The organism is Pseudomonas sp. MYb2 (genome assembly GCF_002979955.1).
Lineage (GTDB): Bacteria > Pseudomonadota > Gammaproteobacteria > Pseudomonadales > Pseudomonadaceae > Aquipseudomonas.
Map to the genome: position 1 here is coordinate 57992 of NZ_PCQC01000006.1, position 17589 is coordinate 75580.

A 17589-nucleotide genomic window follows, 5' to 3' on the forward strand; every position below is an offset into this window, starting at 1 on the left:
TTGAAAGGCAAAGTCAAAAGATCGCAGCCTCGTTTCACTCGTCAGCTCCTACAGTTTGGGTGAGCCGTTTGGTTGATATCAATACACTGGCATCGCACTAATAAAGTGCAGAAAATTGAGACGCGCCTAACAAAAAACAACTTACCCATATTTAATATTTAAATAGAAAATCGTCAGACAATTAGGCAAAAGCCGCACAACTAAAACATTCTTTCATCGCCACACGCTTTGTTTACGGCAGTTTCCCGAAACACTCCGGTTTGATCTCAAAAAAATCCTTTACGTCAGATTTCAAATTGTGTCAGGTTTCTGATGCCTTCATTGGGCGAGTGATAGGACTATCTCGCCAGAGATTGTCGCTATCGGACAAAAACTGTTCCATTGCTAAACAAGGAAGTGTGTTTATGTCGAAAGTTAAAGCTAATGCTATTGATACCGCCGAACAGGCTTTTTTGCTGTCTGCGGCGCCGCAACCTCTGGCCGCAGCCAGCTCGGCGTTTAACCAGATCGATAGCTTCAGCCACCAATACGATCGTGGCGGCAACCTCACGGTCAATGGCAAACCCTCCTTCTCTGTCGACCAGGCCGCAACCCAGTTGCTGCGCGACGGCGCTGCCTACCAGGACAAGGATGGCAGCGGCAAGATCGAACTCACCTACACGTTCCTGACTTCGGCATCGTCCAGCACGATGTACAAACACGGGATCAGCGGGTTCAGTCAATTCAGTGCACAACAACAAGCCCAAGCCAAGCTCGCCATGCAATCCTGGGCAGACGTGGCCAACGTGACCTTCACCGAGAAAGCCTCAGGTGGTGACGGCCACATGACCTTCGGTAACTACAGCGGTGGCCAGGATGGCGCTGCAGCGTTCGCCTATCTGCCAGGCACCGGTGCTGGTTATGACGGCACCTCGTGGTACCTGATCAACAGTGGCTACACGCAGAACAAGAACCCGGATCTGAACAACTACGGTCGTCAGACCCTGACTCACGAAATCGGTCACTCATTGGGCCTTGCTCACCCTGGCGACTACAACGCCGGCAATGGCAACCCGACTTACAACGATGCGTCCTACGGCCAGGACACCCGCGGTTACAGCATCATGAGTTACTGGAGCGAGAGCAACACCAACCAGAACTTCAGCAAGGGCGGCGTAGAAGCGTATTCCTCCGGCCCGCTGATGGACGATATTGCTGCGATCCAGAAGCTCTACGGTGCCAACACCACCACCCGAACCGGTGACACCACCTACGGCTTCAACTCCAACACTGGTCGTGATTTCCTCAGCGCTTCGTCGTCGAGTGACAAAGTGGTGTTCTCGGTGTGGGACGCGGGCGGTAAGGATACTCTGGACTTCTCGGGCTTCACCCAGAACCAGAAGATCAACCTCAATGACGCCTCGTTCTCCGACGTTGGTGGCATGGTAGGCAACGTGTCCATCGCCAAGGGCGCGATCATCGAGAACGCCATCGGTGGTTCGGGCAACGATCTGCTGATCGGCAACAGCGTGGCCAACGAGCTCAAGGGCGGTGCCGGCAACGACATCCTCTGGGGTGGCGGTGGTGCTGACAAACTGTGGGGCGGTGCGGGTTCGGACACGTTTGTGTTCGCAGCCAGCTCGGACTCCAAGCCAGGTGCGATCGATCAGATCCTCGATTTCGTCAGTGGTCTGGACAAAATCGATCTGACCGGAATCACCAAAGGCGCCGGCCTGCACTTCGTCAATGCCTTCACCGGTGCGGCGGGCGATGCAGTGCTGACTTCGTCGGGCGGTAACAGCCTGCTGTCGGTGGACTTCTCCGGGCATGGCTCGGCTGATTTCCAGGTCAGCACCGTAGGCCAGGCGGCGTTCAACGACATCGTAGCGTGATGTGAAGCAGGAAAGCGGCGCGTGATGCGCCGCTTTCTCTCCTTGCATCGTGTTGCTCTGTAAGCAAGGCTACACGCCGGAGCGAATATTCCCATGATCTACAAAGCTTTTCCCTACAAGGCAATGGCGTGGCTCGTGGCGGCGCTGATCACGATTTCAGGAGAAACCAGCATGGCAAGCAGCCTCAGACTCGAAGAACCCTCGGTGTTGGCCGGCCAGTGGCAGGCAACGTTGTCTACCCGGGATGAAGACCCGCAAACGCAACAGCAGCAGGACAAGCCTTCGAATACTTGCCTCGTCGAATTGCTCGCAAACAAGACTTTGGGTCAAGGCGCTGACTGCCTGGGCGCATGGCTTGATGAAACACCGATCGGCTGGTTTCCCGATCCTGACGGCCTGTCGATCACCGGCAAGGAAGGTTCAAGAATCCAGTTCTTCAGCCGACAACGTGACGGGCTTTACTTGACCACTTTGAAGTCGGGTCTGGTGATCACGTTAACGCACACAGTGAAACAGCCTTGATTATCGAATCCGCGACAAAGTTTTAATATTAAGCGCCACCAGCCGGTTATAAGAGACGCCGAATGACAACTGCACCGCTGTTAATTACGCAAGTTGTTATGAAAGTGTAAGCGGGTACTTGCAAGTCATCTTTCGCAGGTAAGCGGAACATTAATTGAGGCCTCGTCCAAGTGTGGCGAGACCGAACATTTCAGGAAGAATCAATGAAGATGGCGAAGGCCCCAGCCACCGCTCCGTTATTCAAGGCTTTGGGTGACTATAAAAGCATCCTGATCAGCGTCGGCTGCTTTACCGCGCTGATTAACGTGCTGATGCTGGTGCCCTCCATCTATATGCTTCAGGTCTATGACCGGGTGCTGTCGTCGCAGAACGAAACGACCCTGGCGATGCTGTCGTTGATGGTCGTCGGCTTCTTTGCCTTCATCGGCATGCTGGAAGTGATCCGCAGCTTTATCGTGATCCGCATCGGCAGCCAGCTGGAGCGCCGCTTCAACCTGCGTGTTTACCAAGCGGCGTTTGAACGCAATCTGTTCAAGGGCGAGGGCAACGCCGGGCAATCCCTGGGCGACCTGACGCACATTCGCCAATTCGTCACGGGGCCTGCGCTGTTCGCGTTTTTCGATGCGCCGTGGTTCCCGGTCTATCTGTTTGTGATCTACCTGTTCAACGTCTGGCTCGGCGTGCTCGCTACCGCGGGCGCACTGTTGCTGATAGGGCTGGCGTGCCTGAACGAATACATGACCAAAAAGCCGCTGGGCGAAGCCGCCGGTTATTCGCAGAAGTCCAGCCAGTTGGCCACCAGCCATTTGCACAACGCCGAAACCATTCAGGCGATGGGCATGCTCGGTTCCCTGCGTAAACGCTGGTTCCAGGTGCACTCGCGCTTCCTCGGCCTGCAAAATCAGGCCAGTGACACCGGTGCGGTGATCAGCTCTCTCAGCAAAACCCTGCGTCTGTGCCTGCAATCGCTGGTGTTGGGGCTGGGCGCATTGCTGGTGATCAAGGGTGACATGACCGCCGGGATGATGATCGCCGGTTCGATTCTGATGGGTCGTGTACTGAGCCCGATCGACCAGTTGATAGCCGTGTGGAAACAGTGGAGCGGGGCGAAGCTGGCTTACCGCCGTCTCGATGCACTGCTGCAAGCGTTTCCGCCCAGCGACGACGCCATGGCGCTGCCGCCGCCGAAAGGCCAGATCACCTTCGAACAGGTCAGCGCCGGCCCACCGGGGCAACGTGCGGCGACCCTGCAAATGGTCAATTTCAATCTGAATGCCGGCGAAGTGCTCGGCGTGCTCGGCGCCTCCGGCTCGGGCAAATCAACCCTGGCGCGGGTGCTGGTTGGTGTCTGGCCGACGCTGGGTGGCACTGTGCGTCTGGATGGCGCTGATATTCATCGCTGGAACCGCGACCAGCTCGGCCCGTACATCGGCTACCTGCCGCAAGACATCGAGCTGTTCAGCGGCAGCATCGCCGAGAACATTGCGCGTTTCAGCGAGGCCGATCCACAGAAGGTCGTTGCCGCCGCGCAACAGGCCGGCGTGCACGAAATGATCCTGCGCCTGCCGCAAGGCTACGACACGCAACTGGGCGAGGACGGCAGTGGCTTGTCCGGCGGCCAGAAGCAGCGCGTGGCCCTGGCGCGTTCAATGTACGGCACGCCGAGCCTGGTAGTGCTGGATGAACCGAACTCCAACCTCGACACCGTCGGCGAAGCAGCGCTGGCCAGTGCCATTGCCGCGCTCAAAGCCCAGGGCACCACGGTGGTGCTGGTGACGCATCGCTCTTCGGTGCTGGCCCAGGCTGATAAATTGCTGGTGCTCAACGACGGGCGTCTGCAAGCCTTCGGCCCGAGTCAGGACGTGCTTAAGGCACTCTCCGGCCAGCAAGAACAACAACGGGAAAAAGCTGCACAGGCACCGGGCGGGCTCAGCATGAGCCGACAGTATCAGCCCTCGACAAGGAATTCGGGTGTATGAGCAGCACAAGCATGAACACTGAAAACGAAGCGAGCATGGAGCACGCGTACATCACCGAACGCCCGGAACGCGACGCTAAATTCTTCGCGCGCATGGGCTGGATTCTGGCGATCGTCGGTGCCGGCAGTTTCTTCACCTGGGCGGCACTGGCGCCGCTGGATCAAGGCATTCCGGTGCAGGGCACGGTGGTGGTCTCGGGCAAGCGCAAAGCCGTGCAGTCAATGAGCAGCGGTGTGGTCAGCCGGATTCTGGTGCGCGAAGGCGAAATCGTGAAGCAGGGCCAACCGCTGTTCCGCCTCGATCAAACGCAAGTCGCCGCCGATGTGCAGTCGCTGCAAGCGCAGTACCGCATGGCCTGGGCCAGCCTCGCGCGTTGGCAGGCCGAGCGCGACAACCTCAAGCAAGTGACCTTTCCGGCAGAGTTGAGCAACGACCCGGACCCGCGCCTGGCACTGGTTCTGGAAGGGCAGCGGCAACTGTTCAGCAGCCGTCGCGAGGCGTTCTATCGTGAGCAAGCAGCATTGCGCGCGAGCATCGAAGGCGCCACCGCGCAACTGGCCGGCATGCGCCGCGCCCGCACCGATCTGAATGCCCAGGCCGACTCGTTGCAACAACAGTTGAGCAACCTGCAACCGCTGGCCGACAACGGTTACATTCCGCGCAACCGCTTGATGGAATACCAGCGTCAACTGTCGCAAGTGCAGCAACAACTGGCGGAAAACACCGGCGAAAGCGGCCGCGTCGAGCAGGGCATCCTCGAATCGCGCCTGAAACTGCAACAGCACGGCGAGGAATACCAGAAGGAAGTTCGCACGCAACTGGCCGAGGCGCAGTTGAAAAGCGTGACCCTGTCTGAACAACTGACTTCCGCCGGTTTCGACTTGCAGCACAGCGAAATCATCGCCACCGCTGACGGTGTGGCAGTCAATCTTGGCGTGCACACCGAAGGCGCCGTGGTGCGGCAGGGCGAAACCCTGCTGGAGATCGTCCCGCAAGGCACCACGCTGGAAGTGGAAGGGCACCTGCCGATCAACCTCATCGACAAGGTCGGCACGCATTTGCCGGTGGACATCCTGTTTACCGCGTTCAACCAGAGCAAAACCCCGCGTGTACCCGGCGAAGTCAGCCTGATTTCCGCCGACCAGATGGTCGATGAGAAAACCGGCGTGCCGTATTACGTGCTGCGCAGCAGCGTCAGTGATCAGGCCATGGAAAAACTCAACGGGCTGGTGATCAAGCCCGGCATGCCGGCAGAAATGTTCGTGCGCACCGGCGAACGTTCACTCCTCAACTATTTGTTCAAACCGCTGCTCGACCGGGCCGGCTCCGCGTTGACCGAGGAATAAGGATGTTCGGCTGTATGAATAAGCTTTCCATACTCGGGGCGGCAATGATGCTGCTCGCGAGTCACTCAGCGGTAGCGGCCATGGGGCCGTTTGAGATTTACGAACAGGCACTGCGCAATGACCCGGTGTTCCTCGGGGCGATCAAGGAGCGTGATGCGGGTCTGGAGAACCGCGCCATTGGCCGTGCCGGCCTGCTGCCGCGCCTCGGTTACACCTATAACAAGGGGCGCAACTCGTCGAAAGCCACTTCCCTGGATGACCGCGCGCGCAACCGCACCGACGACCGCAACTACAGCAGTTACGGCTCGGCCTTGACCCTGCAACAACCGCTGCTTGATTACGAGGCTTATGCCGCGTACCGCAAAGGTGTCGCGCAGTCGCTGTTTGCCGACGAAAACTTCCGTGGCAAAAGCCAGGAATTGCTGGTGCGCGTGCTGGATAACTACACCAAGGCGCTGTTCGCACAGGATCAGATCGACATCGCTCAGGCGAAGAAGAAAGCATACGAGCAGCAGTTCCAGCAGAACGAACACATGTTCAAGCAGGGCGAGGGCACCCGTACCGACATTCTCGAAGCCGAGTCGCGCTATGAGCTGGCCACTGCCGAAGAGATCGAGGCGCGTAACGAGCAGGATGCCGCGCTGCGTGAATTGGGCGCACTGGTCGGCGCACCGGCGGTGGATATCGGCGATCTGGCGCCACTGGATCAGAACTTCCAGACCTTCGCCCTGCAACCGGCCAATTACGATACCTGGCACGAGATGGCGGTCAGCAACAACCCGAATCTGGCTTCGCAACGTCAAGCCGTGGAAGTTGCGCGCTACGAAGTGGAGCGTAATCGTGCCGGGCATCTGCCGAAAATCAATGCCTATGCCTCGATGCGCCAGAACGAGTCGGAAAGCGGCAACACCTATAACCAGCGCTACGAAACCAACACCATCGGTTTTGAAGTCAGCGTGCCGTTGTATGCCGGTGGCGGTGTGTCGGCGTCCACGCGTCAGGCCAGCCGCAGCATGGAACAGGCGGAGTACGAGCTTGATGGCAAGACGCGCGAGACGTTGATCGAACTGCGTCGGCAGTTCAGCGCCTGCCTGTCCGGGGTGAGCAAATTGCGCGCTTATCAGAAAGCGCTGAGCTCGGCTGAAGCGCTGGTGGTGTCCACCAAGCAAAGCATTCTCGGTGGTGAGCGCACCAACCTCGACGCACTGAACGCCGAGCAGCAGCTGTTCACTACGCGCCGCGATCTGGCGCAGGCGCGGTACGACTATCTGATGGCCTGGACCAAGTTGCATTACTACGCCGGGACCTTGAACGAGCAGGATCTGGCGCGGGTGGATGAGGCTTTTGTGGTCGCTCAACAGCCCTCACCCTAACCCTCTCCCAGAGGGAGAGGGGACCGATCCGGGGATATTGCAGAAGTACACCGACTTGAACGAGCGTCACCGAATCCAACACCGACCCGGTTTTTCAGGTTGATGTAAGACGCAAGACATCTCGGTCAGCTCCTTCTCCCTCGGGGAGAGGGCTGGGGTGAGGGAAATGCTCTACCGAATCCATAATCGACGCGGTGTTTCAGGTCGATGCAAGACGCAAGACACCTCGGTCAGCTCCCTCTCCCTTGGGGAGAGGGCTGGGGTGAGGGAAATGCTCTACCGAATCCATAATCGACCCGGTGTTTCAGGTCGATGTAAGACGCAAGACACCTCGGTCAGCTCCCTCTCCCTCGGGGAGAGGGCTGGGGTGAGGGGGACAGGCAACACCGCAAAAGAACCTGCATAAAACAATAAAAGTGAGTGGTGAACATGGACGTACGCATCAAGCCGATTTCGGTCGGCACCCTGCTGCTTGTGATTTCTGCAAACCAGGTTCAGGCGCAATACCTGGAAACCGGTAAACCCGGCGACGCCGCCAGTTGGCGCAGTGCCGAATTCCTCCGTGACTGGGGTCTGGAGCGCATGCAGGCCGACCAGGCCTACGCCGCCGGCATCACTGGCAAAGGCGTGAAAATCGGCGCGCTCGATTCCGGTTTCGCTGCCGACCACCCGGAGTTCGCCACGGATCGTTATCACCCGGTACTGGCGAGCGGAAGCTACGTTGACGGCACGCTGTTCAACGTCGATGGCACCCTCAATCCCAACAACGACTCCCACGGCACTCACGTGGTCGGCACCATGGGCGCCTCGCGCGATGGCGGCGGCATGCACGGCGTGGCGTACAACGCGCAGATCTACGTCGGCAACACCAACAAGAACGACAGCTTCCTGTTCGGCCCGAATCCCGATCCACGTTATTTCAAAGCGGTGTACGACGCCTTGGCCGATGCTGGCGTGCGGGCGATCAATAACAGTTGGGGCAGCCAGCCGCCGGATGTCAGCTACCGCACCCTCGCGGATCTTCACGCCGCCTACGCGCAGCACTGGAACCAAGGTACCTGGCTCGACGCCGCTGCCGATGTCTCGCGGCGTGGCGTGATCAACGTGTTCAGCGCCGGCAACAGCGGCTACCCGAATGCCAGCGTGCGCTCGGCGCTACCGTACTTTCAGCCGGATCTGGAAGGTCATTGGCTGGCGGTGTCCGGGCTCGATCAGAGCAATCAGCAGAAGTACAACCAGTGCGGCATCGCCAAGTATTGGTGCATCACCACACCGGGGGCGAAGATCGACAGCACCATTCCCGGCGGCGGTTACGCGATCAAGTCCGGCACCTCAATGTCGGCGCCGCACGCCACCGGCGCTCTGGCGCTGGTGATGGAGCGCTACCCGTACATGAACAATCAGCAGGCGCTGCAAGTGCTGCTGACCACTGCCACGCAACTGGACGGTTCGGTGACCGACGCACCGACAGAACGAGTCGGTTGGGGCGTGGCCAACCTGCAGCGGGCGATGCGCGGCCCGGGGCAATTACTTGGCGCGTTTGACGCGAATCTGCCTGCCGGACAGCGCGATGTCTGGAGCAACGACATCTCGGATAACGCACTGATCCAGCGTCAGCGCGAAGACCTCGCCGAACACAGCGCCTGGCAGCAGACCCTGCAGGCCAAAGGTTGGCAAAACGGCATCCCCAGCGGCGCCAGTCAGCAGGATCAGAGCGATTACGCGGTCGGCATGGCCCGTGATGCAGCGGCAGCGACGCGGGTGTATCAAGGCAGCCTGATCAAGTCCGGCGGTGGGCAATTGCTCCTCAGCGGCGACAACACCTATCGCGGCCCGACCACGGTCAACGGCGGTTTGCTCACGGTCAACGGCTCGCTAACCTCGGCGGTGACGGTCAACGCCAGCGGCACCCTCGGCGGTTCCGGGAGCATCGGCGCATTGCTCGCCAACAGCGGCGGTCGCGTGACGCCGGGCAATTCCATCGGCACCTTGAACGTGGCTGGCGATGTGACTTTCGCAGCGGGTTCGACCTACGCGGTGGAACTGTCGCCCACCGCCAGTGACCGCATCGTCGCCGGCGGCAGCGCGACCATCAGCGGCGCTACCGTCAGCCTGTCACTGGAAAACAGCCCGACGCTGCTGAGTACTGCCCAAGTGCAAAGTCTGCTCGGCCATCAGTACAACATTCTGCAAGCGGCCGGCGGCATTCAGGGCCAGTTCGGCGCGGTGTTGCCCAACTACCTGTTCATCGGCGGCAGCCTCGATTACGCCGCCAGCGGCATTCAACTCAACATCGAACGTAATGCCACATCCTTCGCCAGTGTTGGCCAAACCCCGAACCAACGCTCGGTGGCCGCTGCGATCGAAGGGCTGGGCGCCGCTAACCCGGTGTTCGAAAGCCTGCTGCTGTCGTCATCCGCGGCATCCGCGCAACAGGCGTTTCAACAATTGAGCGGCGAAATCTACCCGGCGCTCGGTTCGATGCTGATCAACGACAGTCGTCAATTGCGCGATGCCGTGGACGAGCGTTTGCACAACGCGACGGCGGCGCAAAGCAATGGCTGGGTCAAAGCACTCGGCGCCTGGGGCAGCACCGATTCAAGCCACGACACGGCGGGTTACAGCACTTCGATTGGCGGCTTGCTGGCTGGTGTCGACGGCGCGCTGGATGAGCAGACACGCATTGGTCTGGTGACGGGTTACAGCGACAGTTCGTTGAGCATGGGCTCGGGCACGCATTCTTCGGCCAAGGTCGACAGCTATCACCTCGGCGCCTACGCGGGCCACGACATCGGCGCGTGGCGACTGAGCACTGGCGCGGCGTACAGCTGGCATCGCGGCGACGTCAAACGTGATCTGCAGTACGGCGAGGTCAGCGCCAAACAGAAGGCCAAGGTCGATGCGAGCACCACGCAAGTGTTCGGCGAAGCGGCGTATCAACTCCACCTGCAACCGTTGGCGCTGGAGCCGTTCGCCAACCTCGCCTATGTGCACGTCGACACAGAAGGGTTTACCGAGAAGGGCGATGCCGCCGCGCTGAAAAGCTCGGGCGATCAGCGTGACGCGGTGCTCAGCACCCTCGGCGTACGAGCGATCAAGACCTTCAATCTGTCGCCGGCGCAATCGCTCGATGTCAGCGGCCATCTCGGCTGGCAACACAGCCTCAGCGACATCGATGCCGAGCAACACCTGCGCTTCGCCAGCGGCGCCACGCCTTACCGCGTCGAGAGTTCGGCGCTGGTGCGCGACGCCGCGCTGGTCGGCGTGCAAGCCAGTCTGGCGCTGAGCCGCGACGTACGCGTGAACCTTGATTACAACGGACAACTGGCCAGTCGCGAGAAGCTTCATGGCGTTGGCCTGAGCCTTAACTGGCAGTTCTAAGCAAGATATCCCGCCAATGATCGTTCCCACGCTCTGCATGGGAATGCCTCTAGGGACGCTCTGCGTCCAGTGACGCGGAGCGTCAAGGGCTGCATTCCTTTGCTGCGCGTGGGAACGATCATTGCTCTGCGTGGGAACGATCAGGATTTTTCGCAACATCACTAAGGAAGGTCGCTGGATGAATAACAACAATACCCCCGCGCAAACGGGTGGCCGTTTTGCCCTGAAAACCCTGACATTCGCGGTGTTGTGCGCTATCGGCACGGCGCAGGCCGCGCCTTACGTGGAAACCGGACGCAGCGGTGATCCTTCAAGTTGGCGCAGCAACGAGTTTCAGGCCGATTGGGGCCTGAGCGCCATCGGTGCCGATTACGCCTACGCCGCTGGCTACACCGGCAAAGGCGTGAAACTGGGCATCTTCGATCAACCGGTCTACGCCGCGCACCCGGAGTTTTCCGGCAGCAATAAAGTCATCACCCTGGTCACCAGCGGGATCCGCGAATACACCGACCCGTACACTCCGGTGAAAGCGGGCGACGCGTTCCGCTATGACGGTTCGCCCTCTGTCGGCTCCGATGGCAAACTCGGCGCCCACGGTACTCACGTTGGTGGCATCGCCGCCGGCAGTCGTGACGGCGGGCCGATGCACGGAGTGGCTTTCGGGGCGCAAATCATCAGCGCCGACAACGGCGACCCGGGCCCGGAAGACGGCATTGTGCGCGGCAACGACGGCGCGGTGTACAAGGCCGGTTGGGATGCTCTGATCGCCAGCGGCGCGCGGATCATCAACAACAGCTGGGGCATCGGCATCACCGACCGCTTCGACCTCGGCGGCAAGGATCCGGCGTACCCGCACTTCACCGTCAATGACGCGCAGTTGCAGTTCAACGAAATCCGCACGTTGCTCGGAACCAAAGCCGGTGGCGCGTATGACGGTGCCATCGCCGCCGCACGCAGCGGTATCGTGACAATCTTCGCCGCCGGCAATGACTACAACCTCAACAATCCGGATGCCATTGCCGGCCTCGGCTATTTTGTCCCGGAGATTGCGCCGAACTGGATCACCGTCGCCGCATTGCAGAAGAACCCTGATCTGGCCAGCGCCAATCCGTACATCATGAGTACGTTTTCCTCGCGTTGCGGCTACACCGCGAGCTTATGCGTCTCGGCGCCGGGCACGAAAATCTACAGCGCAATCATCGAAGGCACCAACGCCGACAACCTGACCACCGGCTACAAAAATTACAACGGCACCTCGATGGCCGCGCCGCACGTGGCCGGCTCCATGGCCGTGCTGATGGAACGCTTCCCGTACATGAGCGGCGATCAGGTCGCCACGGTATTGCGTACCACCGCGACCGACCTCGGTGCACCGGGCATCGACGCCTTGTATGGCTGGGGCATGATCAACCTGCGCAAAGGCATTGATGGCCCGGCCATGTTCGTCACCGAGACAGACATTCCTGAGGAGTTCCGCATTCAGGGAGCCTATGGCTCCGGCCAGTTTGTCGCGGATTTGCCTGGCATCGGCGCGATCATCGATCAAGGCAAACCGACCGAGCGTCTGTGCAGCGACATCACCTGCGGCCTCGACACCTGGCGCAACGACATTTCCGGCCACGGCGGCTTGACCAAGCAGGGCATCGGTACGCTGGTGATGACCGGCAACAACAGCTACACCGGCCCGACGCTGGTCAATCAGGGCCGACTGGCCATCAACGGTACGCTGGCCTCGGCGGTCACCGTGAATGACAGCGGCATCCTTGGCGGTAACGGCCGCATCGGCGCACTGTCGGTGAAAAACGGCGGTACGGTGGCGCCGGGCAACTCCATCGGCACCTTGAATGTTGCGGGTGACGTGACCTTCGAGCCGGGTTCGACCTATGCGGTGGAAGTCTCGCCGACCGCCAGCGACAGGATTGTCGCCGATGGCAAGGCAGTGATCGAGGGGGCCACAGTCAGTCTGTCACTGGAAAACAGCCCGACGCTGCTGACCACCACTGAAGTGAAAAGCCTGCTCGGTACGCAGTTCAATATCCTGCAAGCGGCGGGCGGTATCGAAGGGCAATTTGGCCAGGTGCTGCCCGACTACGCCTTTCTCGGCGGCACCCTGGCGTATTCGGCCAGTGGCGTTCAGTTGGAGGTTGGGCGTAATGGCGCGTCGTTCGCCAGTGTCGGTCTGACGCCAAACCAGCGAGCGGTCGGTGCGGCTGCCGAGCGGCTGGGCGCAGGCAATGCGCTGTTCGAAACACTGCTGCTGTCGCCCAATGCGGCCGTGGCGCAACAAGCGTTCCAGCAGTTATCCGGTGAGATTCATCCGGCGATCGGCACGCTGTTGATCAACGACAGCCGTTACCTGCGCGAGGCAGTCGGCGAGCGCCTGCGCGAGCGTGATCTGTTCAACGCCGATGCACCGACTGATGATCGCAGCAATGCCTGGGTCAAGGTGCTGGGTTCGTGGGGCACCAGCGATGGCGGCAATAAAAACGCGGACTCCACCAGTTCCATCGGTGGTCTGCTGGCCGGTGTCGATGGCTTGATTGCTGAAGATACCCGCCTGGGCTTCGTTACTGGTTACAGCGACAGTTCATTGAGCATGGGCAGCGGCACGCATTCGTCAGCCTCGGTTGACAGCTACCACCTCGGTGCATATCTGGGGCATCAAATCGATGCACTGCGCCTGACCGTTGGCGGCGCCTACAGCTGGCATCGCATCGACGCGAAACGTGATCTGCAGTTCGCTGACGTCAGCGGCAAGCAGAAGACCAAACGCGACGCGAGCACGGCGCAATTGTTCACTGAAGCCGCTTACGATCTGGGCTTGCAACCGATGAACCTTGAGCCGTTCGCCAACCTGTCTTACGTGCACCTGAACACCGACAGCTTTACCGAAAAAGGCGATGCCGCCGCGCTCAAAGGTGGCGAAGACAACCGCGATGTGCTGTTGTCGACGCTCGGCGTACGCGCCAAGCGCAGTTTTGCTCTGTCGGACCAGCATCAACTGGAACTGGGGGCGAGCCTGGGCTGGCAGCACAACCTGAGCAGTGTCGACGCTGACAGCCATCTGGCGTTTGCCAATGGCAACAGCGCGTTCACCGTGCAGAGTGTGTCGATGGATCGCGACGCCGCCGTAGTCGGCGTGCGGGCGGGGCTGGCGCTCAACCGCGATGTGCGTGTGAACCTGGATTACAACGGGCTGATCGGCGCGAACGAGAAGGACCACGGGGTGGGCCTGACGCTTGACTGGCAGTTCTAGGCAGCGCCGGCAGTTCCAGACGAAACTGCCGGGTTTTTTAAAGGAAGAGAGGGCACAACATGGGATTGTTCGATTACAGGAATGCCGATGGCAAAGCGTTGTACAGCGACGCCATCGCACTCACGCTGTATGCCTACACGCCGACCGGCCAGCCATTGCCGGCGACGGGATGGGCACCCGTTGCCGCGACCGTGCTGGGTTATCAAGGCAAGGTCGGGGCGCAGGGTACGTTCTTCGGTGAGAAGGACGGCTTCACCAGCGCCGAAGCCGAAGTACTTGGCAAATACGACGCCGCCGGCAAGTTGGTTGGCATCGGCGTTGCCTTTCGTGGCACTGGCGGGCTGGGTTATAGCGATACCTTTGGCGACATGAAAAACAACTTGCTGGCAGCGATCGGACCATCGGATTACGCCAGCAACTACGCAAAAAACGCTTTCGACAATCTGCTCAAGGCTGTCGCCGCGTTTGCCATTGCCAACGGCATCGCCGCCAAGGACGTGTTGATCAGCGGCCACAGCCTTGGCGGGCTCGGGGTCAACAGCGTGGCCGAATTGAGCGCGAGCAACTGGGGAGGTTTCTTCAAGGACGCCAATTACATTGCGTTCGCCTCGCCAACCCAGAGCAGCACCGGTAATAACGTGCTGAACATCGGTTACGAGAACGATCCGGTATTTCGCGTGCTCGATGGCACTACGTTCAACACCGCGTCGATGGGCAAGCACGACAAACCGCATGATTCGACCACCGACAACATCGTCAACTTCAACGACAATTACGCCTCCACCGCGCAAAACCTGGTGCCGTTCAGCATCGTCAACCCGCTGAGCTGGTCGGCGCACGGCTCGCTGGGCTATGTCGATGGCCTGAATCGAGTGATCGATTCGAAGTTCTACAACCTCACCGGCAAGGACTCGACGATCATCGTCTCCAACCTGGAAGCGTCGTCCCGAGGCAAGACCTGGGTCGAGGATCTCGGCCGCAGTGGCGAGCCGCACACCGGCAGCACATTCATCATCGGCACCGACAGCAATGACTGGCTCAAGGGGGGCGCGGGCAACGACTTCCTTGAAGGTCGCGCGGGCGATGACCGTTTCCGCGATGACGGCGGTTTCAACATCCTGCTCGGTGGCCAGGGCCACAATACCTTCGAGTTGCAGAAACCATTGCAGAACTTCAGCTTCGCCAATGACGGCGACGGCACGCTGTATGTGCGCGACGCCTACGGCGGCATCAGCATGACCCGCGACATTGGTGCGCTGGTGAGCAAGGAGTCGGGTTCGTGGTGGGGCAGCAAGGAAATCACCTGGGGTGTGACGGCCAAAGGGCTGACCAATGGCAATGAGCTGACGCAGTACAACCATTCGCTCAGCGGTGATGGCTACGGCAACGCGTTGCATGCGACGGCCGATGGCGACTGGCTGTTCGGTCTCGGTGGCGACGACAGACTGATCAGCGACAAAGGCCACGTGACCTTTGTTGGCGGCGCCGGTAACGATGTGATGACGGCGGTTGGCGGCGGCAACACCTTCCTGTTCAGCGGCGCGTTCGGCTTCGATGCCATCAATGGTTATCAGGGCGGCGACAAACTGGTGTTCATGGGCGTCGAAGGCGCGGGGCAGGGCTACGACTACAAGCAACATGTGGCGCAGACCGGTGGCGATACGGTGCTGAAGATTGGCGACTTTGCCGTGACCCTGATAGGGGTGGGAGTGGCTAACCTGTCGGACTCGGCGTTCGTGTTCGCCTGACCAACGCCCCGGTAGGAGCTGCCGCAGGCTGCGATCTTTTGATTGTGTTTTTAAAGATCAACAGATCGCAGCCTCGTTGCACTCGACAGCTCCTACTGGGGGTTTACATGGGGTGTTGAAATGCTCCGGAGCGCTCCGTGAGGGGCGCACTGGCTGTGAGCTATCTCTGAACAATTCCAACAAAGAGAGAGGCAATAGCAATGGGTGTGTATGACTACAAGAATTTCGGCACGGACGATTCCAAGGCGTTGTTCAGCGATGCCATGGCAATCACTCTGTATTCCTACCACAACCTCGATAACGGTTTTGCCAGCGGTTATCAGCACAACGGTTTCGGTATCGGCCTGCCAGCCACACTGGTCACTGCGTTGATTGGCGGTACCGACTCGCAAGGTGTCATCCCGGGCATTCCATGGAATCCCGACTCGGAAAAACTCGCCCTCGATGCGGTTAAAGCGGCCGGCTGGACGCCGATCACCGCCTCGCAACTGGGCTACGAAGGCAAGACCGATGCGCGAGGAACCTTTTTCGGCGAGAAGGCCGGCTACACCAGCGCTCAGGTCGAGATCCTCGGCAAGTACGACGCCCAAGGCCATCTCACCGAGCTTGGCATTGCCTTTCGTGGCACCAGTGGCCCGCGAGAAATCCTCATTGGCGACTCGATCAGCGACGTGATCAACGACCTGCTCGCAGCCTTCGGCCCCAACGACTACGCGAAAAACTACGTTGGCGAAGCGTTCGGCAATCTGCTCAATGACGTGATGGCCTTCGCGAAGGCTAACGGCCTCACCGGCAAGGACATATTGGTCAGCGGCCACAGTCTCGGCGGCCTGGCCGTCAACAGCATGGCCGACTTGAGCGGCGGCAAGTGGGGCGGATTCTTTGCCGACTCCAACTACATCGCCTATGCCTCGCCAACGCAAAGCAGCACCGACAAAGTGCTTAACGTCGGCTATGAAAACGATCCGGTGTTTCGAGCTCTCGACGGCTCGACCTTCACCGGCGCCTCGGTAGGCGTGCACGACGCGCCGCATGCCTCGACCACTGACAACATCGTCAGCTTCAATGATCACTACGCCTCGACCGCGTGGAATCTGCTGCCGTACTCGATCCTCAACATTCCAACGTGGATTTCACACCTGCCCACCGGTTACGGCGACGGCATGACCCGTGTACTGGATTCGAAGTTCTACGACCTGACCAGCCGCGACTCGACAATCATCGTCGCCAACCTGTCCGATCCGGCGCGAGCCAACACCTGGGTGCAGGATCTCAATCGCAACGCCGAAACCCACAAGGGCAGCACGTTCATCATCGGTAGCGACGGCAACGATCTGATCCAGGGCGGCAGCGCCAACGACTATCTGGAAGGCCGTGCCGGCAACGACACCTTCCGTGACAGTGGCGGCTACAACATCATCCTTGGCGGGCAGGGCAGCAATACCCTGGACTTGCAGCAAGCGGTGGGCAAGTTCGACTTCGCCAACGACGGCGCCGGCAATCTGTACATCCGCGATGCCAACGGCGGGATCAGTATCACCCGCGACATCGGCAGTATTGTCACCAAGGAACCGGGGTTTCTCTGGGGGCTGTTCAAGGATGACGTCACTCACAGCGTCACCGCCAGCGGCCTGAAGGTCGGCAGCAATGTCACGGCGTACGAGTCCAGCGTCAAAGGTAGCGCTGGCGCCGACACGCTGAAGGCGCATGCCGGTGGCGATTGGCTGTTTGGCCTCGACGGTAACGATCACTTGATCGGCAGCACGGGTAATGACGTGTTTGTCGGCGGTGCCGGCAATGACCTGATGGAATCGGGGGGCGGAGCGGATACGTTCCTGTTCAACGGCGCGTTCGGCCAGGATCGGGTGGTCGGTTACACAACGAACGACAAACTGGTCTTCCTCGGCGTACAGGGTGTTCTGCCGACTGAGGATTTCCGTGCCCATGCCGCGACCGTTGGGCAGGATACGGTGCTGACGTTTGGCAACGACTCGGTGACACTGGTGGGCGTGTCGCTCAATAGCCTGAGTGCTGACGGTGTCGTGATCGCCTGATGTTGATGGGGTGCCGGTAAGGGCCCTTTCGCGAGCAAGCTCGCTGCCACACTGGATCT

Annotated in this window: 9 protein-coding genes; all 9 read left to right on the top strand. The window is 60.1% G+C overall.

Annotated features, from left to right (window positions below; genetic code table 11):
* The first annotated feature begins 404 nt into the window (after positions 1-404).
* The 9 genes from CQ009_RS11650 (at position 405) to CQ009_RS11690 (ending at position 17530) form a co-directional block, all read left to right on the top strand.
* A complete protein-coding gene (locus tag CQ009_RS11650) occupies positions 405-1871 on the top strand; it encodes a serralysin family metalloprotease (RefSeq protein WP_105706256.1) in 1467 nt (488 codons plus the stop codon).
* A 93-nt stretch (positions 1872-1964) separates the two neighbouring features.
* Positions 1965-2393, top strand: a complete 429-nt coding sequence (locus tag CQ009_RS11655; protein WP_158260936.1) for an AprI/Inh family metalloprotease inhibitor — start codon at positions 1965-1967, stop codon at positions 2391-2393.
* 203 nt (positions 2394-2596) lie between these two features.
* Positions 2597-4372, top strand: coding sequence for a type I secretion system permease/ATPase (locus CQ009_RS11660; protein ID WP_105706258.1), 1776 nt, complete (start codon positions 2597-2599; stop codon positions 4370-4372).
* On the top strand, positions 4369-5718 hold the full coding sequence (locus tag CQ009_RS11665; protein WP_064389900.1) for an HlyD family type I secretion periplasmic adaptor subunit: 1350 nt from the start codon (positions 4369-4371) through the stop codon (positions 5716-5718). Before CQ009_RS11660 ends, CQ009_RS11665 begins: the two co-directional genes overlap by 4 nt.
* 2 nt (positions 5719-5720) lie before the next feature.
* Positions 5721-7091: a TolC family outer membrane protein gene (locus tag CQ009_RS11670; RefSeq protein ID WP_105706260.1), complete on the top strand. Its 1371-nt coding sequence runs from the start codon at positions 5721-5723 to the stop codon at positions 7089-7091.
* A 429-nt stretch (positions 7092-7520) separates the two neighbouring features.
* Positions 7521-10472: an autotransporter serine protease gene (locus CQ009_RS11675; RefSeq protein ID WP_105706262.1), complete on the top strand. Its 2952-nt coding sequence runs from the start codon at positions 7521-7523 to the stop codon at positions 10470-10472.
* A gap of 178 nt (positions 10473-10650) precedes the next feature.
* A complete protein-coding gene (locus CQ009_RS11680; RefSeq protein WP_105706264.1) occupies positions 10651-13728 on the top strand; it encodes an autotransporter serine protease in 3078 nt (1025 codons plus the stop codon).
* Positions 13729-13787: 59 nt separating this feature from the next.
* Entirely contained in the window at positions 13788-15476 is a 1689-nt protein-coding gene (locus CQ009_RS11685) for a polyurethanase (protein WP_105706266.1), read from the top strand.
* 200 nt (positions 15477-15676) lie between these two features.
* Positions 15677-17530: a polyurethanase gene (locus CQ009_RS11690; RefSeq protein ID WP_105706268.1), complete on the top strand. Its 1854-nt coding sequence runs from the start codon at positions 15677-15679 to the stop codon at positions 17528-17530.
* Positions 17531-17589 lie beyond the last annotated feature (59 nt).